23 protein-coding genes are annotated in these 24,036 nt (G+C 38.8%); 11 read left to right on the top strand and 12 right to left on the bottom strand.

The window, feature by feature from the left end; all coding sequences use genetic code 11:
* Positions 1-83: 83 nt before the first annotated feature.
* The 5 genes from J671_RS17545 to pobA all read right to left on the bottom strand — a co-directional run bounded on the left by J671_RS17545 (position 84) and on the right by pobA (position 6,253).
* Entirely contained in the window at positions 84-1,793 is a 1,710-nt protein-coding gene (locus J671_RS17545; RefSeq protein ID WP_004887735.1) for a putative 2-aminoethylphosphonate ABC transporter permease subunit, read from the bottom strand.
* Positions 1,787-2,989: an ABC transporter ATP-binding protein gene (locus J671_RS17540; RefSeq protein ID WP_004887738.1), complete on the bottom strand. Its 1,203-nt coding sequence runs from the start codon at positions 2,987-2,989 to the stop codon at positions 1,787-1,789. Before J671_RS17540 ends, J671_RS17545 begins: the two co-directional genes overlap by 7 nt.
* A 22-nt stretch (positions 2,990-3,011) precedes the next feature.
* The gene (locus tag J671_RS17535; RefSeq protein ID WP_004887740.1) at positions 3,012-4,049 is read right to left on the bottom strand and encodes a putative 2-aminoethylphosphonate ABC transporter substrate-binding protein; all 1,038 of its coding nucleotides are present in this window, start codon (positions 4,047-4,049) and stop codon (positions 3,012-3,014) included.
* Positions 4,050-4,140: 91 nt separating this feature from the next.
* Positions 4,141-4,863, bottom strand: coding sequence for a UTRA domain-containing protein (locus tag J671_RS17530; RefSeq protein ID WP_006581454.1), 723 nt, complete (start codon positions 4,861-4,863; stop codon positions 4,141-4,143).
* A 175-nt stretch (positions 4,864-5,038) separates the two neighbouring features.
* A complete protein-coding gene (pobA, locus tag J671_RS17525; RefSeq protein WP_004887745.1) occupies positions 5,039-6,253 on the bottom strand; it encodes a 4-hydroxybenzoate 3-monooxygenase in 1,215 nt (404 codons plus the stop codon).
* A 141-nt stretch (positions 6,254-6,394) separates the two neighbouring features.
* On the opposite strand from pobA, the gene pobR reads away from it, so the two are divergent.
* Positions 6,395-7,210, top strand: a complete 816-nt coding sequence (pobR, locus tag J671_RS17520; RefSeq protein WP_004887747.1) for an IclR family transcriptional regulator PobR — start codon at positions 6,395-6,397, stop codon at positions 7,208-7,210.
* 56 nt (positions 7,211-7,266) lie between these two features.
* Here the strand turns inward: pobR and J671_RS17515 are convergent, their stop codons facing one another.
* Positions 7,267-7,863, bottom strand: a complete 597-nt coding sequence (locus tag J671_RS17515) for an NAD(P)H-dependent oxidoreductase (RefSeq protein WP_004887748.1) — start codon at positions 7,861-7,863, stop codon at positions 7,267-7,269.
* A gap of 98 nt (positions 7,864-7,961) precedes the next feature.
* Here J671_RS17515 and J671_RS17510 point away from each other — a divergent pair, with 98 nt between their 5' ends.
* The 3 genes from J671_RS17510 to J671_RS17500 all read left to right on the top strand — a co-directional run bounded on the left by J671_RS17510 (position 7,962) and on the right by J671_RS17500 (position 9,790).
* Entirely contained in the window at positions 7,962-8,873 is a 912-nt protein-coding gene (locus J671_RS17510; RefSeq protein WP_031982967.1) for a LysR substrate-binding domain-containing protein, read from the top strand.
* A gap of 216 nt (positions 8,874-9,089) precedes the next feature.
* A complete protein-coding gene (locus J671_RS17505) occupies positions 9,090-9,440 on the top strand; it encodes a hypothetical protein (protein WP_004887750.1) in 351 nt (116 codons plus the stop codon).
* Positions 9,437-9,790, top strand: a complete 354-nt coding sequence (locus tag J671_RS17500; protein ID WP_004887751.1) for a hypothetical protein — start codon at positions 9,437-9,439, stop codon at positions 9,788-9,790. The genes J671_RS17505 and J671_RS17500 overlap by 4 nt, the downstream gene beginning before the upstream one ends.
* 268 nt (positions 9,791-10,058) lie before the next feature.
* On the opposite strand, the gene J671_RS17495 is transcribed toward J671_RS17500, so the two are convergent.
* Both J671_RS17495 and J671_RS17490 read right to left on the bottom strand, forming a co-directional pair.
* Positions 10,059-10,973 carry an alpha/beta hydrolase gene (locus J671_RS17495; RefSeq protein WP_004887752.1) on the bottom strand — a complete coding sequence of 305 codons (915 nt, stop codon included), beginning with the start codon at positions 10,971-10,973 and terminating at the stop codon, positions 10,059-10,061.
* A 24-nt stretch (positions 10,974-10,997) separates the two neighbouring features.
* Positions 10,998-11,918 (bottom strand): alpha/beta hydrolase, encoded by a 921-nt coding sequence (locus J671_RS17490; RefSeq protein WP_004887753.1) that lies wholly within the window; start codon positions 11,916-11,918, stop codon positions 10,998-11,000.
* 106 nt (positions 11,919-12,024) lie between these two features.
* Between J671_RS17490 and J671_RS17485 the strand changes: the two genes are divergently transcribed.
* A complete protein-coding gene (locus J671_RS17485) occupies positions 12,025-12,912 on the top strand; it encodes a LysR family transcriptional regulator (protein WP_004887754.1) in 888 nt (295 codons plus the stop codon).
* Positions 12,913-12,965: 53 nt separating this feature from the next.
* Here J671_RS17485 and eat read toward each other — a convergent pair whose 3' ends face one another.
* The gene (gene eat, locus J671_RS17480) at positions 12,966-14,381 is read right to left on the bottom strand and encodes an ethanolamine permease (protein ID WP_031959454.1); all 1,416 of its coding nucleotides are present in this window, start codon (positions 14,379-14,381) and stop codon (positions 12,966-12,968) included.
* A 180-nt stretch (positions 14,382-14,561) separates the two neighbouring features.
* On the opposite strand from eat, the gene J671_RS17475 reads away from it, so the two are divergent.
* The 3 genes from J671_RS17475 (at position 14,562) to J671_RS17465 (ending at position 18,306) form a co-directional block, all read left to right on the top strand.
* Positions 14,562-15,563: a phosphotransferase enzyme family protein gene (locus J671_RS17475; protein WP_004887756.1), complete on the top strand. Its 1,002-nt coding sequence runs from the start codon at positions 14,562-14,564 to the stop codon at positions 15,561-15,563.
* A 74-nt stretch (positions 15,564-15,637) separates the two neighbouring features.
* Complete coding sequence (locus tag J671_RS17470; protein ID WP_004887757.1) at positions 15,638-16,963, top strand: hypothetical protein; 1,326 nt, start codon at positions 15,638-15,640, stop codon at positions 16,961-16,963.
* 308 nt (positions 16,964-17,271) lie between these two features.
* Positions 17,272-18,306, top strand: a complete 1,035-nt coding sequence (locus J671_RS17465; protein WP_009501085.1) for an AraC family transcriptional regulator — start codon at positions 17,272-17,274, stop codon at positions 18,304-18,306.
* A gap of 153 nt (positions 18,307-18,459) precedes the next feature.
* Here J671_RS17465 and J671_RS17460 read toward each other — a convergent pair whose 3' ends face one another.
* Together J671_RS17460 and J671_RS17455 are read right to left on the bottom strand one after the other, a co-directional pair.
* Positions 18,460-19,800 carry an aspartate aminotransferase family protein gene (locus tag J671_RS17460; RefSeq protein ID WP_004887762.1) on the bottom strand — a complete coding sequence of 447 codons (1,341 nt, stop codon included), beginning with the start codon at positions 19,798-19,800 and terminating at the stop codon, positions 18,460-18,462.
* Between the two features lie 235 nt (positions 19,801-20,035).
* A complete protein-coding gene (locus J671_RS17455) occupies positions 20,036-20,620 on the bottom strand; it encodes a TetR/AcrR family transcriptional regulator (protein WP_031982964.1) in 585 nt (194 codons plus the stop codon).
* 688 nt (positions 20,621-21,308) lie between these two features.
* On the opposite strand from J671_RS17455, the gene J671_RS25960 reads away from it, so the two are divergent.
* Positions 21,309-21,815 carry a hypothetical protein gene (locus J671_RS25960; RefSeq protein WP_004887766.1) on the top strand — a complete coding sequence of 169 codons (507 nt, stop codon included), beginning with the start codon at positions 21,309-21,311 and terminating at the stop codon, positions 21,813-21,815.
* Between the two features lie 144 nt (positions 21,816-21,959).
* The gene (locus J671_RS17445) at positions 21,960-22,406 is read left to right on the top strand and encodes a hypothetical protein (protein ID WP_004887767.1); all 447 of its coding nucleotides are present in this window, start codon (positions 21,960-21,962) and stop codon (positions 22,404-22,406) included.
* Between the two features lie 139 nt (positions 22,407-22,545).
* Here the strand turns inward: J671_RS17445 and J671_RS17440 are convergent, their stop codons facing one another.
* On the bottom strand, positions 22,546-23,175 hold the full coding sequence (locus J671_RS17440) for a hypothetical protein (RefSeq protein WP_004887769.1): 630 nt from the start codon (positions 23,173-23,175) through the stop codon (positions 22,546-22,548).
* 253 nt (positions 23,176-23,428) lie between these two features.
* On the opposite strand from J671_RS17440, the gene J671_RS17435 reads away from it, so the two are divergent.
* Positions 23,429-24,010 (top strand): histidine phosphatase family protein, encoded by a 582-nt coding sequence (locus J671_RS17435; protein ID WP_004887771.1) that lies wholly within the window; start codon positions 23,429-23,431, stop codon positions 24,008-24,010.
* Positions 24,011-24,036: the final 26 nt, after the last annotated feature.

The raw sequence follows: 24,036 nt of genomic DNA, 5'->3' as shown, positions 1-24,036 counted from the left end.
AATTTAGGATGAATAAACCCTTGCCTTGTTGAACAAAGCATTCAATTTCAGTCAGTTAAATAAAAATTGTGTTTAGCTAAAACTTAGTGAGTGCTTTCACGCCATTGCTGACTTCTTGCCATAATTTTTCTGGTAAATAACCAGTGAATGAGTTTTACAACACATGAGGTGGTTAAAATCAAAATGCTCATAGCAACAGCAGCAACGGTATCTCCTGCATCATCCATATTTAAAACAGCTACCGCAGCTAAACTGGTGTCTGGTGAATAAAGGAAAATCGCAGCTGACACAGTGGTCATGGCATTCACAAAAATATAGACCGATACATCGCATAGCGCTGGAAAACACATAGGCAAATACACTTTCCAAAAGGTTTTCCACTTCGATGTACCTAAAGTTTCTGCTGCTTGGTCGAGCTGTAGCGGAATTTGTTTAATGGCATTGGTTAAAGTGAGGTGTGGCACAGTGTAATAATGCACGATGGTTGAAATCACCAAAATGGTCATGGTTCCATACAGCACATTTAACGGATTACTCTGCTGGTTAAAAAACAAAATATAAGCAATACCTAGAACCAGCCCCGGCACAGCAAGTGGTAATAAAACCAAAGCTTGCACATAGTTTTTAATGAATTGATGTGCCTTAAAACGTTCGGTTAATAGTGCCACCATAAAAATCAGTGCTGTTCCAAAAACCGTACTAAAGAGTGCCATGCGAATCGAGTTAAAGTACGCTGCCCAACCGCCACCATCGACATATTCAAAACTGTAATGCGCTAAGGTCAAAGACAAATCATAAGGCCAAGACTGAATGAATGAAGCCAGCACTGCCGTAAAGATAATCAGTAAAATCGCCCCTGAAACCAACCCACAAAATAGGCTCAGAACAACTTCAAGTTTTTTATTCGATGCTGAAACATAAGGTTTAGCCTGAAAGGCTTGAAACCGTGCATGACGTTTGCTTTGAATACGATCGAAAATAAAGACGAACACTGCTGGTAGCAATAACAGGATGGAAATTACCGCACCCATACTCACGTTTTGCTGACCAATAATCTGTTTATAGACATCAAGCGCCATCATGTTAAATGAACCGCCAATGACTTTCGGAATTCCAAAATCGGTTAATACATAAATAAAAGCCACCAAACTTGCGCTAATAAGGCCATAGCGAATTGCAGGTAGTGTGACATGGTAATGCGTCTTCCAGATATTTTTACCCAGTGACAAAGATGCCTCAATTAAACGCTGATCGACACTGCGAAAAGACACCATCATCAACATTAAAATTGCCGGAAATAGCCAAAAGCAGTAACTGATTAAAATGCCGATTGGACCATAAATTTGTATATCGCCCAGCAAAGGTTTAAACACACCTTGCTTACCAAACAAATAAACCAATGCCAAAGAAGGCAAAAGTGACGGTGCTAAAATCGGTAAGAAAGCAACCAATTTAAAGAAGCCTTTGCCTTTTATATTCACATTGGTGAGTGCAAAAGCATAAATACTGGCAAGAAATACTGTAATGACAGTGGCAGCACAAGCAACCCACACCGAGTTAAATACAGAGCTGAGTAAAGCTGGGCTTGCAAAATAATTATAGAAGTTTTCAAGACCAACAAAATTTTGATTTTCATCAAAAAATGCAGTTTCAAACAGCATCATTAAAGGAGCAATAATCACTAAAGTCAAAGCAATTGCAACGCTTGCTAAAGCAATATTTGATCTTAATGAATATTCAGTTTTTCGACGCGGCTGTGTTTTTAAAACCGCTGAAGCAGCTTCATTTAACATAGTGCGTACCCTTGTTCGTCAAAGACATGAATGAGCTGATTAGGCACTTTTATAAACATGAGTTCTTGCAAAGATTTGAACTTGGTATTTTCAATTTCAATTTGCAAAAGGTGTTTTGCTTGCTCAATTCCATCAATATGAATAGTGCAAAACAAACGACGTTTCGCACCTAAAAATTCAGTGCTTAATACTTTAACCGGCAAATACAACGACTCTTTATCACTACCAAAATCATCAACCAACTCGACAGCTTCGGGTCTAAAACCAATGTTGTAGCTTTGCCCTGCTTTAAGTTTTTGCTGTTCCAAATTCAGAGGAATAAAACCCAAAACCTCGAGCTGATTAACGACCGAACAAGTGGCTGCCAAAAAGTTCATGGTGCCAATAAACTTTGCAACGAATTGGGTTTGTGGCTTGTAATAAATATTGTGCGGCGTATCAATTTGCTCAATGACGCCATGATTCATGACTACAACACGGTCAGAAATGCTTAAAGCTTCTTCTTGGTCGTGTGTGACCATAATGGTTGGCAAATTAAGCTGTGATTGAATCGAACGAATCTTCTGTCTTAGGTTTAGACGTACCTGAGCATCAAGTGCAGACAATGGTTCATCTAGCAGTAAAATATCAGGCTTCGGTGCAATTGCCCGAGCAAGCGCAACACGTTGCTGCTGCCCGCCCGACAATTGATTTGGGTATTTTTTTGCAATATCTGGTAATTCAATCAGCTCTAATAACTGCTGAACTCGTTGACTACGCTGTGCTTTATCCCACTTCTTTTTGTCTAAGCCGAAAGCAATATTTTCTTCAACGTTTAAGTTTGGAAATAATGCATAGTTCTGAAACACAATACCGCAGTGACGCTTTTCAGCACTGAGCAACGTAATGTCTACGCCCTTTTTTATGACTTTTCCATAATCAGGTTTTTCTAGACCCGCAATTATCCGTAATAATGTAGTTTTACCGCACCCTGAAGGCCCCAAAAAGCTCACGAACTCGCCAGCTTTCAGGTCTAAATTAATATGCGTTAAGGCCTGAAAGTGTTGGAACTTTTTTTGGATATCCACCACTTCTAAAACCGACGGGCCGTGTTCAGGATATTTATAGGTCGTTAATGACGACAGTAAATGCCCTGCTAACTCGCCTTTTGGGTTTTGACCTAGCAGCGATGATTGCAATGACGAAGGAATTTGCATAATGAGGCCCTTATCTAAAAGATCACTTTTCAAAGCGCTTTGACCATTCAGCCAAAATACGTTCACGCTGCTCGGCCGCCCAATAAAAATCATTTTTTACGAGCATTTGAGGAAGATTTTTTGGGAAACTCATGGTCGTATTTTCAATGCCTTTATAAGCCACCATTGAAAAGTTATGTGCATAAGCTTCATTTGCCGCTTTGCTTACCGACCAATTTATAAATTTTTGTGCGCTACTTAATTTTTTGGTCCCTTTCACAATTGCTGAAGCTTCCATTTCCCAGCCTAAACCTTCAGTTGGATAAACCACTTCTAAAGGTGCACCTTCTGCTTTTAACTTAAATGCCGGATAACCAAAAGAAACACCAATTGGAATTTCACCTTGTGCTGCCATCTTGCAAGGTTTTGAACCCGAGTGAGGATATTGTGAAATGTTTTTATCTAAAGCCTGCATATAGTCCCATGCCTGCTTTTCGCCCCAAATCTGCATCCAAGCCGTGACATCTAAATAGCCTGTACCACTTGAGGCTGGGTTTGGCATCACAATTAAGTTTTTATAAATTGGGTTGGTTAAATCTTTCCAAGTTTTTGGAATTGGTAGCTTACGCTTTTCTAATTCGACTTTATTGACACAAATTGCAGATTCCCATGCATCCATACCCGTCCAAGTCGGTACAGGTTTTTGGCTTACAAATTCCGGTTTTAAATTTTGGATGCCTTCTGGTTTAAAAGGCTCAAGCATGTCCTTTTTTTCCATGACCAGCAAACTGGTTAAAGCCACACCAAAAACCACATCCGCTTGTGGGTTTTTCTGCTCTGCCAAAAGTTTAGCCGTGATTACACCTGTTGAATCACGTACCCATTTTACTTTGAGTTCAGGATAGGCTTTATGTAATTCCTCTTGGTATTGCTTAAGCTGGTCGGCTTCCACTGCCGTATAGACTGTAATTTCTTCTGATTGTTTTGATGTTGCTGATGAACATCCCATTTGAATAGCGACCACTACACCTAAAACTGATGCAGTGCCGAGTTTAATTGTCTGTTGAACGTACTGTTTCATCTGCAAACCATCGAATGCAATTATTTGATGATCGTATTTCAACAGGTTTATATGACAGTTTAATTAATCTGGTTTAAACCAGATTGTATTTTTACGCTCGCGCTTCGAAATGTAAATCTAAAACATCATGTAGCCAATATTCTTGGTCAACATCGGTAATCACGCCTTCTTCATTTCTGTTGCTACGGCAAATATATAAACCCAGTGCCCCAACATTCACATGCAGTGCTTTAGCCTGTTGTTCAGATAAAGCAGTTGGATACAGGTTAATGTCAGCTCTGGTGATATGGCAGTTATATTGATTTGCCATCAGTAACGTAATGGATTGCTTGAGATCATGATTTAAAAACTCGGGGAAAAGTTCGGCATTTACACGTAAATGTTCAACTAAAACAGGGCGACCATTAATACAACGACGTCGCCAAACTGAATAAATCGGATGCCCTTTTTCAACTTTTAAATGCTTGGCATCCCAAGAAGTAGCCTGAGTCAGTTCACTCGAAATTACTTCTGTAGAAGGTTCATAGCCTTGTTCAATCACAAACTGATTAAAGTTTTTTGTCGATTGCGGATGATAAATAATACGAGGAGAACGAACATACCAACCACGGCGATCTAATCGATAAATCAAACCATCGGTTTCCAAAGCCAGTAAAGCTTCACGTGCAGCCACACGAGTGGTTTGAAACTGTTCAGAAAGCACTCTTTCTGATGGGAGTTTTGCGTGGGCTTCTAATACGCCAGATTCAATATCATGGGCAATTGCATCGCGAATAGGAATATATTTAGGTATGCGTGCTTGGTCCTGTTCCATACAAACTTAGAATTTATAAATAAAGAAATTAATAGCAATATACTGAAAAAATGTGACAAAAGCTTTTATTAATGCTGATATTTTAAGCAAAACAATCTCTTAAGCTATTACGTCCTACTTAAATTTTTATATAAAAAAAGAGCATTTTCATGCCCTTTTTATTTTTACTTAGCCTTTAGCTTGCGTGCTTAAAACGATCTATTTGCTTAATTTCATAAGGCAACCCAACATAGTTTTCAGCCAATGTGGTTTTACCCGCAATCGAACCAAGTACATAGCTCAACTCGGCTTGTTTAATCTTGTGGTCAAACTCACTTTCAGTTTCAAAACGATGCAATAAATGAGTCATCCACCAAGAAAAACGCTCTGCTTTCCATACGCGTTGTAGGCATTTTTCTGAGTATTCATTTATCCCTTGTTCGGAACCTTCGGCATAATATTCAATGAGTGCGCTTGATAAATAAGCAATATCAGATGCAGCGAGATTTAAGCCTTTTGCTCCAGTCGGTGGAACAATATGAGCGGTATCTCCTGCTAAAAATAGTTTTCCGAAACGCATTGGCTCGGTCACAAAGCTACGTAACGGCGCAATACTTTTTTCAATAGAAGGTCCTGTGACTAACTTTTCACGGCTTTCAGGGTCTAGGCGGTTTTTTAACTCATCCCAAAATTTTTCATCCGACCAGTCTTCGACGTGATCTGTTAAAGGGACTTGTAAATAATAACGGCTACGCGTTTCTGAACGCATACTACATAAAGCAAATCCACGTTCAGACTGTACGTAAATGAGTTCATCGGCTACAGGCGGGACATCGGCCAACACCCCTAACCAACCAAACGGATAAACTTTTTCAAAGGTCTTAATTTTGTCTTCTGGCACGCTGGCACGGCAGACACCGTGGTAACCATCACACCCTGCTATAAAGTCACACTGAATTTGAAAAGCTTTACCTTGATACTCAAACTCAACTTTTGGTTCAGTGTAGAAATCTTTTACCTGTACATTTTGAGCTTCATAAAATGAAGTGAGCTGTGCTGCTTCACGCGCAGTCATTAAATCTTTGGTGACTTCGGTCTGGCCATATACAGTTACTTGTTTACCACCTGTAAGTGCTGCCAAATCAACCCGATGCTTTTCACCATTGGTTAAGATTTCAATACCCGAATGCGGTAATCCTTTATCTTTTAAGTTTTGGTCAACGCCTGCTTGTTTGAGTAAGTCGACCGAAACTTGCTCTAAAATTCCTGCACGAATCCGTGAAGCCACATATTCAGCACTACGTTGCTCAACAATAATATGATCGATGCCAGCTTTATATAGGAGTTGCCCAAGCAATAACCCTGCTGGGCCAGAACCAATAATTGCAACCTGTGTCTTTAAAATATCCATAACTTCATCCTTGTTTCATCCTGACTTTTAAATTACTGGCTTTAAGTTTTGTTCACTATGTATCCAAGACGAAAATAACCGTTTATCATTTAGTTTGTCCGAATATCGGACAGAAACAATCAAAATAACAGGAATGAAAGGATGCCTTCTCTCGATGCTTTTCTAGAGCACCCGAACTCGCATGAGAAAATACGTCAAGATGACTACATTGCAGGGTTAGCAAAAGGTTTGGCTTTACTGGAAGCTTTTGGAACAGATCGGCAACGGCTTAATGTCACTCAAGTAGCCGAGCGAACCGGTATTAGCCGTACAGCGGCAAGGCGTTACCTAAAAACTTTAAAATACTTAGGCTATTTAGAAACCGATGAACATTACTTTTGGCTTACTCATCGCGTGCTGCGCTTTTCGAGTTCTTATCTAAGCTCTGCCCACTTGCCTAAAGTTGCTCAATCATTTTTAAATCTTTTGTGTGCACAGACATCTCTTACTTTTTCAATTGTGGTGTTAGACGATAACGAAGTGGTGCCGATTGCCCGTAGTTATTTACCACAGCAAGATAATTTACGTGTCAGCCCTTATGGTATGCATTTAGGAAACCGACTCCCTGCCCATGCCACTTCTACGGGTAAAGTATTGCTGGCAGCACTACCCGAAGAAGCTCAACATACGTGGGTAAAAACTTACGGTTTAAAGCGCTTAACACCATTTACCATAGTAGATGAATCAAAGTTTTTTGAAGTGCTTAAGGGTATTTCATTATCGGATTATTGTCTTTCCAAAGAAGAACATGAGCTTGGCGTAATTGCGATTGCAGTGCCCGTATTTAACGCCCAAGGTCAAGCCATAGCAGCGCTTAACTGCATGTCTCAAACTAACCGTGTACAAGAAGATTATTTGGTTCAGCAAATTTTGCCATTGCTGCGCAACACGGCAAATGAACTGAGAAATGTGATTTAAATAGACTTAGAAACTCTTGTTATCAATTAGAGGTACAAGAGTTTCAACCCATAATTTTAAATAGTGAATTCTTTAACTTGCTGGCTTGCCAGATCTAATGCATTGCTGCGATAAGCTTGCATGTCTAAGCCTTCTGCATAAATAAATTCAACATCATGAATGCCCATTAACCCTAACACTGCCTTGAGATAAGGCGTGACTGCCTCAGTTTCTTGGCCAACATGAATGCCGCCCCGACTGCTTACCACCACCGCTTTTACCCCTTCAACCAAACCTTGCGGGTAAGTTTCGGTGTAGCGGAATGTTTGTCTTGCTCGTGCCACTAAATCAAACCAGTTTTTGAGTTGAGTAGGCACATTTAAGTTGTACATTGGTGCGCCTATCACCAATAAATCAGCACTTTTTAACTCAGCAATTAATTCATCAGATAAAGCAACGATTTGCTGAATGTCTTGATTGTTATTTTCCGCACCACGCAGCGCCTGAAAAATTTCCAGATCTAATACAGGCAGGTTCATTTCAGCTAAATTGCGTATGGTGATGTCATCTTGCAAACCTTGATCTTTACGGTGTTCAAGCATTACATCAATTAAGCGATTGGTTTGTGAACCCTCACCCATAATGCTGGATTTTAATACCAATATTTTAGCCATGACTGTCTCCATATTTTTGATGAAGCCATAGTAACCCCACAATAAATTCAACAGTGGTGATATTATTTCTTGTCATTGGTTCCTTTTAGGCAACAATCATGCAACATGAACTAAGTGCAATATCTATATTTGTGACTGTGGTTGAAGCTGGAAGTTTTGTAAAGGCTGCCGAGCAATTACATTTAACTCGCTCAGCCATAAGTAAAAATATTGCTCGGCTTGAAGAACAGCTTGGTGTAGTTCTATTTAAAAGAACAACACGTTCACTCAGCATGACTGACGAAGGTGCTTTGTTTTATGAACATAGCCGCCGAGCGTTAAGTGAAATACAAAATGCAGCGGCTTTATTAGACCAAGGGAAAATTAATGCAACTGGTCGATTAAGAATGTCTGTGCCTGTACTTTTTGGGCAACTCTTTGCTGCCCCGCTCATTGTTAAATTTGCTCAGCAACATGCGGACTTACAGTTAGAAATTTCATTTAATGATCGAACTGTAGACTTGGTCGAAGAAGGTTTTGATTTGTGTATAAGAATCGGGGCACTGCCTGATACCACTCAGCTCGTTGCCAAACCGATTGGTCAGCATCGAATGCTACTTTGCGCCTCACCTGACTATTTAAATAAAGCAGGTTCCCTAGAACATATTGAAGACTTAGACATCCACACCACAATTGCCGATCCGCATTTTGGTCAAATAAAAAAGTGGCAACTTCAAAAGGAAAATAGCGAGCCTTTATTTATTAAGCCCAAAGCAAAACTTTTTTTAAATGACTTACAAGCCATTAAAAATGCAGCGCTTGCTGGAGGAGGTATCGCTTGGCTACCCGATTGGCTCATTCAAAATGAATTACAGGACGGTACGCTCGTACAAGTATTAGAAACCATGTCGAGCATTGCTTTTCCGATTCATTTGGTGTGGCCTACGCTACCCTTTATGCCACTCAAAACCCGTCTTGCAATTGATTATTTAGCGCAGCATTTACCGTCTGAACTGAACAAACAAGCTTAAAATAAAAGAGGCCTTAACATAAGGAATTAAGCTTTAATAAGCCTCGTCTTCTCAATCAAATTTTCAACCGTACCTCTTCACTATGCAGCGCACTTAAGATAACTGTTAAGTTATTCTTTTATTAGAAGAAAAATAATAAAGCAACGGTCAACTTTCTTGACACTAAAAAACGTTTATGTGAGTATTCGCTCGACTCACTTTACAAGAATTACTTATATGAAATATAACGTTATCGCATTGCTTACAGGTTTGTTATTGGTCTCTGCTGCTCACGCCGAGGAAGCCCCTATGGATGCAACTCACTTGGGCTTGAGAGCTTTTGTATACAATGCATTTACAGGTATAAAAAAAGCAGCGGATATGCCTCAATTTCCTAAAGGACATCCGTTGACGAAAGCTGAACTTTATAATGGTGTGGCGGCTGGTGTTCGAGTTCGTGGTAAAAACTGCAATAGTGTGGTTGACGCTCGTGCACTAGATGCCAATGGTTCAAAAATATCGGTGAAGTGTGCTGGCGGGGAAAGCTATCAAGTATTGCCTCTAACAGGTGAGGTTAAAGGTAAATGAAATCACGCATTTGCCTATTTGGGTTTGTTTCAGCAATGCTGATGAGCAATGTTAATGCGCAGACCCAACAAGAATTGTCTCAAGCCTTACTTGGTCAATTACTCGGTTTTACGCAAAATGTTTATTTTAATGCCAATCAAATAGCTGAAATGCCAAAGATGCCAACCGAGCGTGCTGCAACTCAGACCGAAATATTAGAGGCTGTGGCTAGTGCGCTGAGACTGCAACAACATCCATGTAGTTCGGTTTTAAATGCTGACTATGTTGATGAGAGTGGTAATCTGATATCAATTAATTGTGTGGATGGCAATTATGTCGTGGATGCACGACGTGGCAAGATCAATCCTTAATTCCCTTAAGCCGCCCCGTTAACGCCTACACCTTCTTACTCTCTGTAGCAGTGGTAAAAATGAACCCATGTGGCGGCTCTGTAATTAATTAGCACTTGGCTGCAACCATAGATGCCTATCGCTTTACCCCAAAGTTGCCATATACGCATTAACTTGTCGCAATGGCTACTTACGCAAACCAAAACTTTTAGAAAACGCTCCAACAACTTTTCCTGTTTAAATAATAAAAGCCCATTAACGGGCTTCTATTAAATAAATAATGTTAATTTTATAATTTCATTTTAAAGAAATCAGCAAGTACGTTCGAAGCTTCATTTACATATTTAGGAATGTCATATAACTCCATGTGGTTTGAACCTTCAATAATATGTAAAGTTTTATCCTGACTTGCAGCACGCTGAATTAGGTCTTCACTCATCCATTTACTACATGCAACACTTCCAGCAATTGCAATTAATGGTTGAGTTAAGAAAGCTTCAGCTTTGTTATAAGCATCGTAAGTAATAATTTGAGTTAAGCTACGGGCTGTTGCAACCCCTGGTGAGTTAGGGTGCTCAGCTCTTGGCGTATGGTAATATTCCCACGCCTGACGAAGCTCTTCATTCGGTGCATCTTCTTCTTTTAAAGGTGCAAGCGGAATGGTTGCAACATTTCCACTATTTGCATCTGCTGTACGCGCATCTGAACCCGCTTGGATATATGGAATAGCATCTGCATCTTTAACTGTGTTTTCCCAACCATTTCTGAACATTGAACCAATATTCACTGCACTTACCGTACCTACTGCTTTAATACGGCGGTCATTGATTGCTGCATTTGCGGCATATCCACCGCCCGCACAAATACCCATTGCCCCAATACGGTTTTGATCGACATAACTTAAGGTGGTTAAGTAATCAATCACGGCACTAATGTCTTCTGTACGAATGTAAGGATTTTCTAACTGGCGAGGTAAACCTGTACTTTCGCCCTGAAAACTTGCATCAAATGCAATTGCAATAAAACCTTGTTCAGCGAGCTTGGACGCATACAAACCTGCGGTCTGCTCTTTTACGCCTCCACCCGGATGAGCAACAACAATTGCTACGTACTTTTGTGTTTCATCAAAGTTTGATGGATAGTGAATATTTGCTGCAATAGTAATATCTTGACCATTTGAATTTTGAAATTTAACTGTATTCATGGCTAGCTCCTTTATAGGCTTAACTTAGATATTTTTTTGAAAAAATGGGATGAGTTTTGCTAATGCTTGTGCCACGGGTTCAGGCTTGTCATATAAATCGTAGTGAGACCAACCTTCTACAATCACAAGCTCTTTATTTTGTGAACGTGCTCGACCATAGATTTCCAAACTGTCTCGATATGAACCAAAACCACCGACCTTATCACCTGTAATCAGCAATAAAGGCTGTGTAAGTAATACTTCAGCTAAGTGAAATGCATCCCAACCAATTGCCACAGCCGAATGTGAAAATAATGTTTTAGCAACACCATTTGGTTGATAGCCACGATCGGTTTTGTAATAGTCTGTTGCTTCTAGTACATCAATATCTGTTATTCCAGCCGATTTGGCTTCTTCAACAGAACTTGGCAGCAAATCATCGATTCTTCTTGTTTCTCCGCGAGCTTCGGCAGTACGTTGTTTTGCAATAAGCTCTAGTTTCTCTAAAGGATTCCAGTTGCTAAAGCCTTCTCTCGACAAGCGACCAAAATTTATAGCGTCTACTGTAGCAACCGCCTTAATCCGTTTTTCGGTCATTGCAACATTGAGTGCGTAACCACCGCCCCCGCAAATTCCTAATACGCCAATTCGGTTTTCATCGACATAGTTCAGCGTCATCAAATAATCCGTCACTAAACGGAAGTCTTCTACACGAAGTACCGGATTTTCTATTGAACGTGGTTCACCGCCACTTTCACCCTGAAAACTTGCATCAAATGCAATCACAATAAAGCCAGCTTTTGCTAATGCTGCACCATATACATTTCCAGAGGTTTGTTCTTTACAGCTTCCGATTGGGTGTCCACTAATAATTGCTGGGTATTGAATACTTTCATCAAAATTTTCTGGGAAATAGAGATTTGCTGCGATTTCCCAATAAGGTGCTTTAATTTTTACGTTTTTCATTGTTGACTCACCTGTGTTGAACTTCATGAAAAACATAGTAACAAGCAAATATTATTCTGATTAAATGCTATAATCTGATCGTAACTATTAGTAGAACTTATGAATCATGAAAATTAATCTGAATGATTTAAAAACATTTTCTGAAGTAGTAAAAACTAAAAATTTTACGAAAGCTGCGGCATATATGGGCGTGACCCAATCGGCTGTAAGCCAGAGTATTAATAATCTTGAAGCACAATTAGGGATAAAGCTATTAAACCGTTCTACCCGTAGTCTCACCCTTACAGAAGCAGGTTCGCGCCTTATAGAGCTCGTCGGTCAAAACATTGAAAATATTGACTTAGGCATAGAACAAATTAGCTCGATGAAAGACCTGCCAAGTGGTCATGTGCGTATTTCTGCCGATGCATTTACCATTAAGTATTATTTATGGCCAAAGCTTAAAAAGCTTGTAAAACAATATCCCGATATATCTTTGGAACTGACTTCAGAAAACAGACGAATTGATATTGCAAAAGAAGGATATGATGCTGGAGTACGTGTTGGAAACTTGGTAGAAAAAGATTTAATTGCGGTTCCGATTAGTAAAGAAATTCCCTTCCGATTGGTCGCTTCACCTGAATATTTAGAAAAGTACGGAACACCACAATCTGTAGACGATCTAAAAAAGCACAAAGGTATTTATATCCGTCTTTTAACTGATAACTCTTTAATGGCATGGGAGTTTAAAGATAAAAATAAAAGTGTATTTTTTAGAGGCCCCGTTCAACTGGTCATGACCAGTTTAGATGAAATGCTTGATGCTGTACTTGATGGTTGCGCAGTAGCTTATTTGCCCTACTTTCTAGTGAAACCAGCTTTAGAAGAAAAAAAATTAGTAAGTTTATTAGACCAACACGCTGTTACCTTGCCACCTTTTTATTTGTTTTATACGAGCCGTCGCTTAATGTCCCCTGCCTTTAAAATTGTTAAAGATACGTTGAGTGAGATATAACTTATAAAAGCTAAAAAGAGGCCGAAGCCTCTTTATTTTTAATGCACTCAAACTCAGTCATCAATCATGGCGAACTCTTGTTCAGGCGTACCTTTCACTAAATGGTGACGGCTATATAACAAGTAATAAAGTATAAATCCGACATAAATCAGCGCGGCCAATAACCAAACTTTTGGATTCACCATTACCCCTGCCACTACAGCAACAGCAGCAAGAATCAAGGCGATACAAGACGTCCATATTCCTCCAGGCGTTTTATAAGGGCGTGGTAATTCAGGGCGAGACAAACGTAATTTGATATGTGAGAGCATCATCAACACATAAGAAATGGTTGCGCCGAATACTGCCATTAAAATGAGCAGGTCACCCTCACCTGTTAAAGAGAGTAAAAAGCCAATAATGCCCGGAATAATAATGGCCCAATATGGCGCTTTATTTTCATTGGTAAGCGATAAGTTTTTTGGTAAATATCCCGCACGTGACAATGCAAAGATCTGACGTGAATATGCATAAATAATTGAGAAGAAACTTGCGACAAGTCCAGCAAGACCTACAAAGTTAACAAAGCTTGCCAACCATGTGTGCTGACCATACACCGCAATGAGCGCATCAACTAAAGGTGCTCCCGAATTTTTTAATGCATTTGAACCCGCTGCGCCTGCTCCTAAAAATAATATTAGAAGTGCAAACGATGCCAATATCAGCATTGAACCAATCAAGCCTCGTGGCAATGAACGTACTGGATCTTTTGCTTCTTCGGCTGCCAGTGGCACTCCTTCAACTGCAAGAAAAAACCAGATTGCATAAGGTACTGCGGCCCATATTCCCATATAGCCAAACGGTAAAAAGCGACTCGCACCTGCATGAGAACTGACTGGAATATCAAACAAACGAGCACTGTCAAAATGTGGAAGCATCGCAACAATGAATACAACCAGTGCAATAGAAGCAACGGCGGTAATTCCAAACATGATTTTCAGCGCTTCACCTGCACCTTTCAGATGAATACCCATAAAAACTAAATAGCAAATTAAATAAACAGCCCAGCCGCCAACTCCAAAGAGTGATTGGCAATATGACCCAATAAATACGGCAATGGCAGCAGGTGCAATTGCATATTCAATTAAAATCGCAGTTCCTGTGAGGTAGCCTCCAAAAGGACCAAATGCAACGCGGGCAAAACTATAGCCACCACCAGCAGTGGGCAACATTGTTGACATCTCAGACATCACAAAGCTCATGCAAAGATACATAAACGCGACGATGACTGTTGCAATAAAGAGTCCCCCCCAGCCGCCTTGTGCCAGTCCAAAATTCCAACCTGCAAAGTCACCCGAAATGACGTAAGAAACACCCAACCCCACTAAAAGTAACCAACCTACTGCCCCCTTTTTTAACTGACGTTTTGCAAAATACTCTGCGTCCTGTTGTAAAGCACCAACATCTACGCTTAATTCTGACTCTTTCATTGTCGTATGCCTTATCGACTAAATTTACACCACCAATAGTTGCGCAAAAGATATTCATAAAACTTGACAGCAAAACATCTCCCCGACCACTTGAAGTCAAGTTGATTCATTTTTTCTTTTATAAGATCGACGGCATCTCAACACGAAACGTGTTTAAAAATTAAATTGAGGAGATGGGTTATGTCTGTAGAACAAAATGAATTTTTAAGCCAAGTTCAATTACAAATACTGGCAGAACAAGCAATTAAGCAATATCCATCAGACTATCAAGGACAGGTCAAACTACTGTGTCAGTCTGAAAATGCAACCTATCAAGTTTCGACTGGATCTGCCCGATATGCACTTCGAATTCACCGTCCGAACTATCACAGCAAACTCGATATACAAAGTGAGCTTGAATGGTTAGATGCTTTAAATGCGAGTGGAATCCAAGTTCCTGTTGCGATTGCAGATCAATCGGGTGAGCGCGTCATCACTTTAAAGCTATCGAATGATATTTATCGTTATGCGGTACTTTTCAACTGGGTTGAGGGCGATATGCCGACTGTTGAAGTTGACCCCACTGCATTTGAGCAATTAGGACAAATTACCGCAAAGTTGCACGTACATAGTAAGACATGGCAAGCGCCTGAAAACTTTCAACGTATTGTGTGGAATCATGAAACCATGGTCGGTGCAGATGGACACTGGGGAAATTGGAAAAATGCCCCTCATTTAAGACCACAAGATCACGGCGTGATTGAAGAAGCCATTACACAGATTTCGAAAGATTTAAATTTCTTTGGCAAAACCCAAGAACGCTATGGCCTGATTCATGCCGATTTGCGTTTAACCAATCTATTACTACAACAAGAACGTATCGGCGTGATCGATTTTGATGACTGCGGAATGAGCTGGTTTATGCATGACCTTGCTGCTGCGATTAGCTTCAATGAACACTATGCAAATGCACCTCATTGGGTTGATTACTGGTTAAAAGGCTACGAGCGCGTAGGTCATATTCAGTCTGAAGAATATGAAATGATCCCGACTTTTATTATGCAACGCCGCATTCAAATGATGGCTTGGAATGGTTCTCACGCACAAACAGAAATGGCTCAAAGTCTTGGAGACCAATGGTCCAATGAAACTGTGCGTCTCTGCAAAAAATATCTAAACGGACAAATGCCTGTCGGACTTTGAAAAGTGATTTAGATCGCTTTTCTTCATTTTCAATTTTTAGTTTTTAAATTTTATAGAATTTAAAGGAAGGGTTTATGCAAGCTACCCATCAACTGAGCAAAGTTGCCAAAGCACTATTACTCACCAGTAGTCTGGCAAGCATGATTGCTCTAAGCGCATGTAACTACAACCCTCTACAAAGCACATCTCCCGCAGTCACTATTCCCCAAAAGGAATATATTCAAAAAGGTCAATGGGACGCTTTTAACTTTGACCAACTTAATCAATTAATTGCTAGCTATGGAAAAGATAGCCCGAACTATAACCCTGAAAAACGCCCGTATATTGTCACTGACTTTGACAATACCTCGGTATTTTTAGACATCGAAGAAGCAACTTTAATTTATCAGCTTGAACACTTAGCGTTTAATGTCACGCCAGAACAGCTTAATCAGATTATTCGTAAAGGAATTAGCTCGCAAAACTTTGAAGCGGCCTACAATAACCAGCAAGGCCAAGCCGTCAATATTGATAAAATTGCCCCAGATATTATTGCGAGCTACACATGGCTTTATCACCACTATAGCGGTCTCAAAGGTAAGCAAAGTCTGGATCAAATTAAACAAGATCCGCATTATCTCGATTTCATTACTAAAATGAGATATCTATATGCGGCAATTGGAGACACCTTTGATCATGAAGTTGCATATCCATGGGTCACTTATTTATTTACTGGGCTTACCGAACAAGAAGTCCGTAATTTGGTAAAAGCAACGGTGGCTTGGCAAATGCAGCAACCGATTGGACCTGTGGCATGGGCTTCTCCCGTAGCACTTTCGGGCCAAGCAGGCGTTGTGAAAACCACTTGGGAAAATGGTTTAAGGCCATACCGTGAAATGCAAAATCTATTTAAGGCCTTTCAGGACAATGGCATTGATGTCTATGTATGCTCGGCATCTTTTATTGATGTGATTAAGGAAATTATTTCTAATCCAGAGATCGGCTATAACATTAATGAAAAAAATGCCTATGCCATGGAGTTGGAACGAGATGCACAAAACCGAATTTTACCCGAGTTTCGTCATGGCTATGCGCAAACTCAAGGTAAAGGCAAAACTGCAACCATCCAGCGTTTTTTAGTCTCTAAATATGGTTACGGGCCAATTTTTATCGCGGGTGACAGTGAAGGCGATCAAAATATGATGCAAGATTTTGCGGCGACTCAGAAGGTACTAATTATTAATCGATTGCGCAGTCCAAGTTCTGATATCGGCAAGTTTTCTCAGCAAGCTGTGCAGAGCTACGGTCAAGCCAATACTAAGTTCTTACTACAGGGCCGCGATGCCAACACAGGTCAATTTAGACCCTCAATGGCTAGTTTAAGTTATGGTGCGCAAACGGCGAAAACTACAAAAAATTAGTATTTCACTTATTTTCTCATGCCTACAATACATGTTGTATGCATGAGAAGCCGCTTAATTTCTTGTTTTAGTTCTGCCCTGTTTGCCTATCTCTAATGCATTTTCTGCCTTCTTTTAGTTCGCTACCCAACCTAAAATACAACTCTTGATCTCTTCTTAAAGAATCAAGCCTGAAACTTAAAACAGCAACACATAAGTCATTATTTTATAAAAACTTTTAACAACACAAAATCATGGACGTAAGCAAAAACTGGTATGGCTTTTGCTTAATATAAGAATAGTTAGGAATAAATATCATGAGACTTGACATGTTACATCTCAACCCAGCTCATCTTGTCGACTCAAATATGTGTAATCAAGGTGTATTGTCTGCAGCTGCCTCTGGATTAAGCGAGTTTATTTGTCAAAAAGGTGCCGATGTTGATCGCGTTTTAGGTATTAGTGGTATTAATCCTGAACTTTTAATCAGCCCAACTCTAAGCTTACAACTACCCAATTATTGCAAGGTGCTAGAACAAGCAGCGCTGGTTTCTGGTTGTGATAATTTTGGCCTGCATTATGGTCAACAGTTTCAACCGAAATCATTAGGGCTCATTGGGTACATTGGTCTTTGTTCAAACACATTAGAGTCTGCACTCATGAACATGACCAATAATTTTTATTTGCATCAGAAAGATACCCTTAATCGAATGGTCGATTTGGGAGATAGCTGGCGCATAGATTATCAGGTTCAACACGGCGCAATTTTAACTCGCCGCCAAGATGCAGAACTGACCATGGGCATGTTTATGAATGTGATTCGTGAAGTGATGGGTCCTCATTATTCACCTCGCGCGATTCACTTTGAGCATACTCGACCTGAATTCTGGCAAGAACATAGTAAATTATTTAACGCGCCTGTTTATTTTGATCAGCCTTTTAACTCCATCATCATTTCAAAAAAAGACGTCCAGCATACTATGCCGGGGCGTGATTCTATTTTATTAACAGTAATTTTAGATACGCTGTTGTTACTCAATCGCTCTTCTCAAAGTCAAAGTCTTGCAGATCAGGTTCGTTCTCACATCCAACTTGAACTGAGTGAAGGTGAACCAAACCTTGAAAAAATCGCTCATGATATTGGTTTAACGAGTTGCACCCTTACCCGCCGTTTAAAAAATGAAGGACTCACCTTTACCCATTTAGTCGATCAGGTCCGTTGTGAATTGGCTGAACATTATATTAAACAGAAAAATATTCCAATTTCAGAAATGGCATTCCTGCTAGGTTACTCAGAAGTAAGTGCTTTATCTCGTGCATTTAAGCGCTGGTTTGGTGTTACACCACGTCAATTAAGACACTAAAACCTTGCAAATACAGGCCTTGAATAAAGGCCTTTTTATTATTTACGCAATTCGAGATAACTTCTAAAGACGAATAAAATAATTGAACAACAAAATACCCCTCAAATTAGATTTAACATCCAACTTGAAGGGTATGTTTTATATTTAAGCGACTTACTTTAATTTTGTTAAGGCTTGATCCAAAGCACCGACTAACCAATCGATATCTTTTATTTGGAAAGCCAAAGGTGGGCGCAGTTTTAATACGTTGCCATAAGGACCTGCAACTGAGGTTAAAACTCGATGAGTATTTCTGAGTTCCTCAATAAGATTCAAAGCCAATGCTTTATTCGGCTCTTTTGTGGCTCTATCTTTAACCAGTTCAAATCCTATAAATAGACCAGCGCCACGGACATCACCGACCATCTCATGTTTATCCATAAGTTTAGTGAGTTCTTTTAGAAGTAGCCCCCCCACATATTTGCTATGGGTTTGTAATTCTTCTTCCTGAATGACTTTAAGTACCGCCTGTGCCGCTGCCATAGAAACAGGATTACCACCAAAGGTATTAAAATATGGAATTTTATCGCTAAAAGCAGCAAGAACTTCACTCTTGGCTAAAAGCCCTGACACTGGAACTCCGTTACCCATTGGTTTACCTGTGGTAATGATATCAGGCACAACATTGTGTCGACCAAAGCCCCAGAACGAATCGCCAGTGCGTGCGAAACCCGGTTGTACTTCGTCAGCAATAAAGATACCGCCATTGGCATGCACAACATCAACCGCTTTTTGTAAGAACCCAACAGGATTAGGCATCACACCGTCAGAAGAGAATATTGAGTCCGCTAAAAAACCTGCAAACTTGATCCCTTTTGCGTTCATATCGTCAATTTGTTGCTGGATCTGCTGTGCAAACCATGTGCCTAAATCATCAGTTTGAATTCGATAATAATCAGGTGCCGGAACTAGACGAGTTGTAGCATCTAAAGGTTGCTCAGTTCCAAGCGCTGGAGAGCATCCTGAGGTTAAGCTACTGGTTCCATGATACGACTCTTGAGACACAATGATTCCTGTACCGCCGCTATATTCACGTGCAATACGAATCGCTAAATCATTCGCCTCCGAACCAGTACACATATACATGGCACGGTCAATTTCATCGGGAGTGGTCTGTAAAAGTTCTTCGGTATAATCCAAAATATTTTCATGTAAATAGCGAGTATGGGTATTGAGCATTTTCATTTGCTCATTTACCGCTTCAATCACGGCAGGATGACAATGACCAATACTGGCAACGTTGTTGTAAACATCCAGATATTGATGACCTGCTGCATCCCATAAATATTGCCCCTGTCCTTTCACCAGATGCACGGGATTACGATAAAACAAGCGATAGGATTCACCTAAAATTTTATTTCTTTTATCGGTCAGTTTGCGGGTAGCATGGTCCAGATCAGCAGCATGTTCTGGACGAAAGCTATTGGTATCCATAATGGTTGAACGCGTACCCATGAATGACTCCTCTATTTATATTCAGCATACTTTTGCACGAGACGATGACTCACTTAGGCAACTCATATGCTGATTCGAAATATTTCAGTATTTGATTGAAGTTACGCAAACCATATTGCTTAAGTATCTTTAAAAAAACTTGACCTCAGACCACTTAAGCCACGTTTTGAAGTCAACTTATTGGTCTGATATTGCAATGCTCAAAGCTCATCTAATCGCTATTTATCATTAGGGCTTATGCTTCCCGTAATCGTGGGCTAAAATTTCTAGCAAAAGAATTTAGAAAACAATCCAACACCACATCTCGTTCATCCAAACTGTTCGAGCCTAAAACTTGTAGCAATAAACCGTCTATCAGGTTTACCACCATGTTGGCATCGAATTGTGGCTCCCGGGTTTTTCCCCTCAAAAAAAAGGCAAAAAATTTATGGGGCAGCCCCCTTCGGTACTCAACCGCCATACGGTAAGCCTGCGGGTGAAGTAGTTTTATTTCAAAAATAGCTTTTAGTAAAAGGTTATAGAGGCTGTTTAAATTAGTATGTAATACAATAATTTCTTTGAGTTTATCTTTTGACGCGTAATAACGGCTTGAGTAAATAATAGCGAGCACTTTCTCTCTGAGCAGGCTTTTTTGAAAGGCGATGCACATTTCAACTAAGCGTTCTTTTGAGCCAAAATATTTATAAAACGTAGATTTGGTGATTTGGGATTGTTTAGCAATCAGGTCTACACCTACGGTGTGAAAGCCGCGAGTGGTAAAGAGTTGGATTGCAGTTTGAATAACCTGTAATTTTTTGGAAGAGATTTCTAAATTTCGCATAATTTTTCCGTTATAAATTCTTGTTGTTTCTAAAAGAGAAAAAAGCCTGTGCCACTTTTGGGAGAAAAAAGGCACAGCAAAGCCGTAAGACGGTGCTTGGCACATCTCAAGTTTGTTGTTGCTAAGTTTTAAGTAAAAATGACTTTAAGCCTGAAAACCCTAAAGGCAATCAAGCTGCTTTAATTTTTAAGCTGTGTCGTTATAGCTTTTGGCATTGATAGCCAAGAAATAATGGATGTGCAAAGCCAACTCCTTTTTTATTGGGAGTTCTGCCAAAACATTAAAATTAGGGTGGCAGAACGAGAAAGGGTTCGCGGACTGGGAAAGATAACCAGCACACCCGAAGGTGTCCCTCTCCCGTCCTACCGCTACGGGAGGAGACGAGGAGTTTACACATAAGAGTATCCCTCAGACGGTATAACTCTGATGTGATCTTTCACCACGGTCCGCGACGACCGTCTGGCAATGTGGCCAGCAGGCAAAGAATAGTGCCCAACCCTTTTACAGTCAAGCACACAAAATGCCATTTGTTTTAAATTAAATCATTAGAAAAGTAAGGCTAAATAATTAGTGGGTTATTGTTAAGTGGGGAAATAAAAACAGCCTTAAGATGGAATGTTTTATTTGAGCTAGAAAGATTACGTATAAGGTATATTATGTTGATTTTAAATAATCTAAATTATTCAGTATGAAAAAATTAGACTTCCAAATAAGTAAGATAACAGAAGTAAAAGATCCTATTTACTATGGAGATGATTTTTTACATTTGTATATTCATACTGAACAAGCAAGCTATATTCAATTTTTTTGCTTGGATTTGTTTTACTATGAAGACAATTTTAATGAGTTACTTGCATGTATTCTGAATAAAGAGACAAGAGCAGACTATTCATTTAGAGAATGGATTGTTAATACAGAGTTTAAAGAAATATCCATCGAAGAATTAGTAATACAAGCTAATGGTCTAATAAATCAATTAGATATGATTTTAAAAGAATCTCCAGCGAGCTTAAGTGCCAAACTCTTGAAAGAATACTTATGTACTTTAAATTTTGAAAATACTACAAATAGTTATGAAATCTTAGGTTGTTCTAAAATTGTCCCTAATAGTCCTGATGAAGGCGGCCCAAATTATCAATTTTTTTGGGAAAATAAGGGAAAATTTTACTTTTTACACATTCATTTAGAATCATAAATTCTTCTATTTAACACAATCGACGTTATCTGAAGTATAAAAAATTCTATCTGAGAAAAACTTTTCAATATAAATGTACTCAGATGTTTTATACTAGGTTTAATATACTAACTTTATTCAAGCCAATAGATCATATCTAAAACTATGGAAAGAAATGAATACCAAGAAGAAAAACACACAAAGTTCATTTATTCGAGTAAAAGACGTATTCAACGAAGGGTTCTACAATTAGAGAAACTTACAGCCGAGGCCATTCATAACTATATTCACCTCAACTACAAAGATGAATGGTTTGAAAGTAACTTTTCAATTTTAAGTTGTTGGAAATTCTCTAAAAAAGACTTTGATAATGCCGACAAATTTTGGTGTGATGCCATTTATTTTGAAGACTTTCATATAGAAAATGAACGAGTATTTACTTTTAATGGACACGCATGGATTGGCTTGGCAAGTAATGTCGACTCTGAATGGAAAGTTCCAGTCTCAGGCAAATTTTTTATCAGTTCAAATGGGAAAACTTTAAAAAGCTATACCTTAACTTTTTACAATGAAAGTCAGGAATTAGTTTTAGCAAAAAATAGCAAATGCTAAAAACATAAAAATAAGATCTCCCCTTTTGCAGTCAAGAATGAGTGCATTATTTTTAAGTGAGGGTTTAAAAGGGGAAATAAAAAACAACTACGGGAGGCTATTTTTTAGACTAGGAATCATTTGTTAATTTGATATAAACCTAATTTATCTTTTTATTTAATTTCTGAGTTATTTGCATTAATTTATTATTAACTTCTTTAATATCATCACGAATAGCTCGATTTAAAAAACTATCAATATTATGAAAACTTCTTTTTTCATTTTCTATATTCGTAAACATTTTATTCAAACATTGATTTAATACTTTATAAATCTCATTTAATTCACTTTTATACAAACAATTAGATTGTCTTAACCTTTCATCTAGCTCTTGATTTATTTGAAATAATCCCAATTCAAAAAAAGTGTTTTTTAAAAATTTCCTCTGTTCTTCTAAAGAAGCTAATTGATTTATTTCATTTTGTTTCTCTTGAATTAATAATATGAGATCGAATTCGCATAAATCCTGAAATTTTATAAGCTGATTACATATATTTCTTGCATTTAAAAATTTATCTTGTTCTTTCCAAGCATCTAGTGATTGTACGACAAACACTAGGCCAATTACTGCGATCAAAATTGATAAATAATCACCTAATGATAAAAACTCCAAGCAATATTTTCTTTGGCAGAAATTATTCATCCAACCTTTTAATACTCCTACCATAGCAACATAGTAGCCCAAAAGCAGTACTATCACTAAGAAAGTAGTTATAAAAATTTTCTTCATTTTTAAGTACTAAATATTCTAATAGCTGTGCTAGATTTTATAGAAATGTTTACAGTTTATCCAACCCAGTAATGACTGATCCGTGTTGTAAGTTCAATGAAATTAATAGAAAAATGCAAATATAATTAAAAAATGTTTTTCAGTTTTTTACTTTCTAACAAAGTTCACATTAAAAAAATTTCCTTATCTCAATTTTTAAGAATAGTAATCTTTAGATTAAACCCAGCAATCTATAGAGTTCAACGGAATTAACATGAGTATTTTTCTAATCCGACATGCTGAAAGTGAAGCCAATATTAATGGTAAGACCCTTTCACATGCTTCAATTGCTTTAAGTGAACATGGGCATAAACAAGCTCAAGTACTGTGTTCAAAACTACCCGTGATTGATCATGTGATTGTGTCTCAATATTTGCGTACACATCAAACCGCCCTTCCACTCTTAGAAAAATATAATCTCAATTTTGAAGTAGATGAGCATTTGCATGAGTTTAGCTATTTGTCAGAGCGTAAATGTGCCAATACCAATATGGATGATCGTAAAGCTTGGGTAAATGCTTACTGGGAGAAAATGGATTATCAGCATAAAGATGCCGATGATGCAGAATCTTTTGAAGATCTATATATACGAGTTCAAGCTTTCCATGAGAAGTTAAAGGCATTGACTGAAAATTATGTCCAAAAGAATTTGGCTGTTTTTAGCCACGGACAGTTTTTACAGCTTTTGATGATGCAGATACAACAACCTCAACCACTTTCAAAAGATTTAATGCAGCAGTTTAGATACAACTTGGTTAATCAACCAATTAGAAATACTCAGGTTTTTACTTATTGAACTGATAAATTTCGTATAAGCTACCT

It is taken from the genome of Acinetobacter sp. 1130196, assembly GCF_000588095.1.
Classification (GTDB): domain Bacteria; phylum Pseudomonadota; class Gammaproteobacteria; order Pseudomonadales; family Moraxellaceae; genus Acinetobacter; species Acinetobacter nosocomialis.
This window is presented reverse-complemented; position numbering and strand designations above follow the sequence as displayed.

What these genes read in the sequence shown, in the direction of transcription:
- J671_RS17510 (WP_031982967.1), top strand. Translation starts at nt 7,962, where the DNA reads ATGCAACATGAACTAAGTGCAATATCTATATTTGTGACTGTGGTTGAA.
- J671_RS17445 (WP_004887767.1), top strand. Translation starts at nt 21,960, where the DNA reads ATGGAAAGAAATGAATACCAAGAAGAAAAACACACAAAGTTCATTTAT.
- J671_RS17465 (WP_009501085.1), top strand. Translation starts at nt 17,272, where the DNA reads ATGTTACATCTCAACCCAGCTCATCTTGTCGACTCAAATATGTGTAAT.
- J671_RS17515 (WP_004887748.1), bottom strand. Translation starts at nt 7,863, where the DNA reads ATGGCTAAAATATTGGTATTAAAATCCAGCATTATGGGTGAGGGTTCA.
- J671_RS17540 (WP_004887738.1), bottom strand. Translation starts at nt 2,989, where the DNA reads ATGCAAATTCCTTCGTCATTGCAATCATCGCTGCTAGGTCAAAACCCA.
- J671_RS17490 (WP_004887753.1), bottom strand. Translation starts at nt 11,918, where the DNA reads ATGAAAAACGTAAAAATTAAAGCACCTTATTGGGAAATCGCAGCAAAT.
- J671_RS17505 (WP_004887750.1), top strand. Translation starts at nt 9,090, where the DNA reads ATGAAATATAACGTTATCGCATTGCTTACAGGTTTGTTATTGGTCTCT.
- eat (WP_031959454.1), bottom strand. Translation starts at nt 14,381, where the DNA reads ATGAAAGAGTCAGAATTAAGCGTAGATGTTGGTGCTTTACAACAGGAC.
- pobA (WP_004887745.1), bottom strand. Translation starts at nt 6,253, where the DNA reads ATGGATATTTTAAAGACACAGGTTGCAATTATTGGTTCTGGCCCAGCA.
- J671_RS17440 (WP_004887769.1), bottom strand. Translation starts at nt 23,175, where the DNA reads ATGAAGAAAATTTTTATAACTACTTTCTTAGTGATAGTACTGCTTTTG.
- J671_RS17455 (WP_031982964.1), bottom strand. Translation starts at nt 20,620, where the DNA reads ATGCGAAATTTAGAAATCTCTTCCAAAAAATTACAGGTTATTCAAACT.
- J671_RS17545 (WP_004887735.1), bottom strand. Translation starts at nt 1,793, where the DNA reads ATGTTAAATGAAGCTGCTTCAGCGGTTTTAAAAACACAGCCGCGTCGA.
- J671_RS25960 (WP_004887766.1), top strand. Translation starts at nt 21,309, where the DNA reads ATGAAAAAATTAGACTTCCAAATAAGTAAGATAACAGAAGTAAAAGAT.
- J671_RS17530 (WP_006581454.1), bottom strand. Translation starts at nt 4,863, where the DNA reads ATGGAACAGGACCAAGCACGCATACCTAAATATATTCCTATTCGCGAT.
- J671_RS17485 (WP_004887754.1), top strand. Translation starts at nt 12,025, where the DNA reads ATGAAAATTAATCTGAATGATTTAAAAACATTTTCTGAAGTAGTAAAA.
- J671_RS17470 (WP_004887757.1), top strand. Translation starts at nt 15,638, where the DNA reads ATGCAAGCTACCCATCAACTGAGCAAAGTTGCCAAAGCACTATTACTC.
- J671_RS17475 (WP_004887756.1), top strand. Translation starts at nt 14,562, where the DNA reads ATGTCTGTAGAACAAAATGAATTTTTAAGCCAAGTTCAATTACAAATA.
- pobR (WP_004887747.1), top strand. Translation starts at nt 6,395, where the DNA reads ATGCCTTCTCTCGATGCTTTTCTAGAGCACCCGAACTCGCATGAGAAA.
- J671_RS17500 (WP_004887751.1), top strand. Translation starts at nt 9,437, where the DNA reads ATGAAATCACGCATTTGCCTATTTGGGTTTGTTTCAGCAATGCTGATG.
- J671_RS17435 (WP_004887771.1), top strand. Translation starts at nt 23,429, where the DNA reads ATGAGTATTTTTCTAATCCGACATGCTGAAAGTGAAGCCAATATTAAT.
- J671_RS17460 (WP_004887762.1), bottom strand. Translation starts at nt 19,800, where the DNA reads ATGGGTACGCGTTCAACCATTATGGATACCAATAGCTTTCGTCCAGAA.
- J671_RS17535 (WP_004887740.1), bottom strand. Translation starts at nt 4,049, where the DNA reads ATGAAACAGTACGTTCAACAGACAATTAAACTCGGCACTGCATCAGTT.
- J671_RS17495 (WP_004887752.1), bottom strand. Translation starts at nt 10,973, where the DNA reads ATGAATACAGTTAAATTTCAAAATTCAAATGGTCAAGATATTACTATT.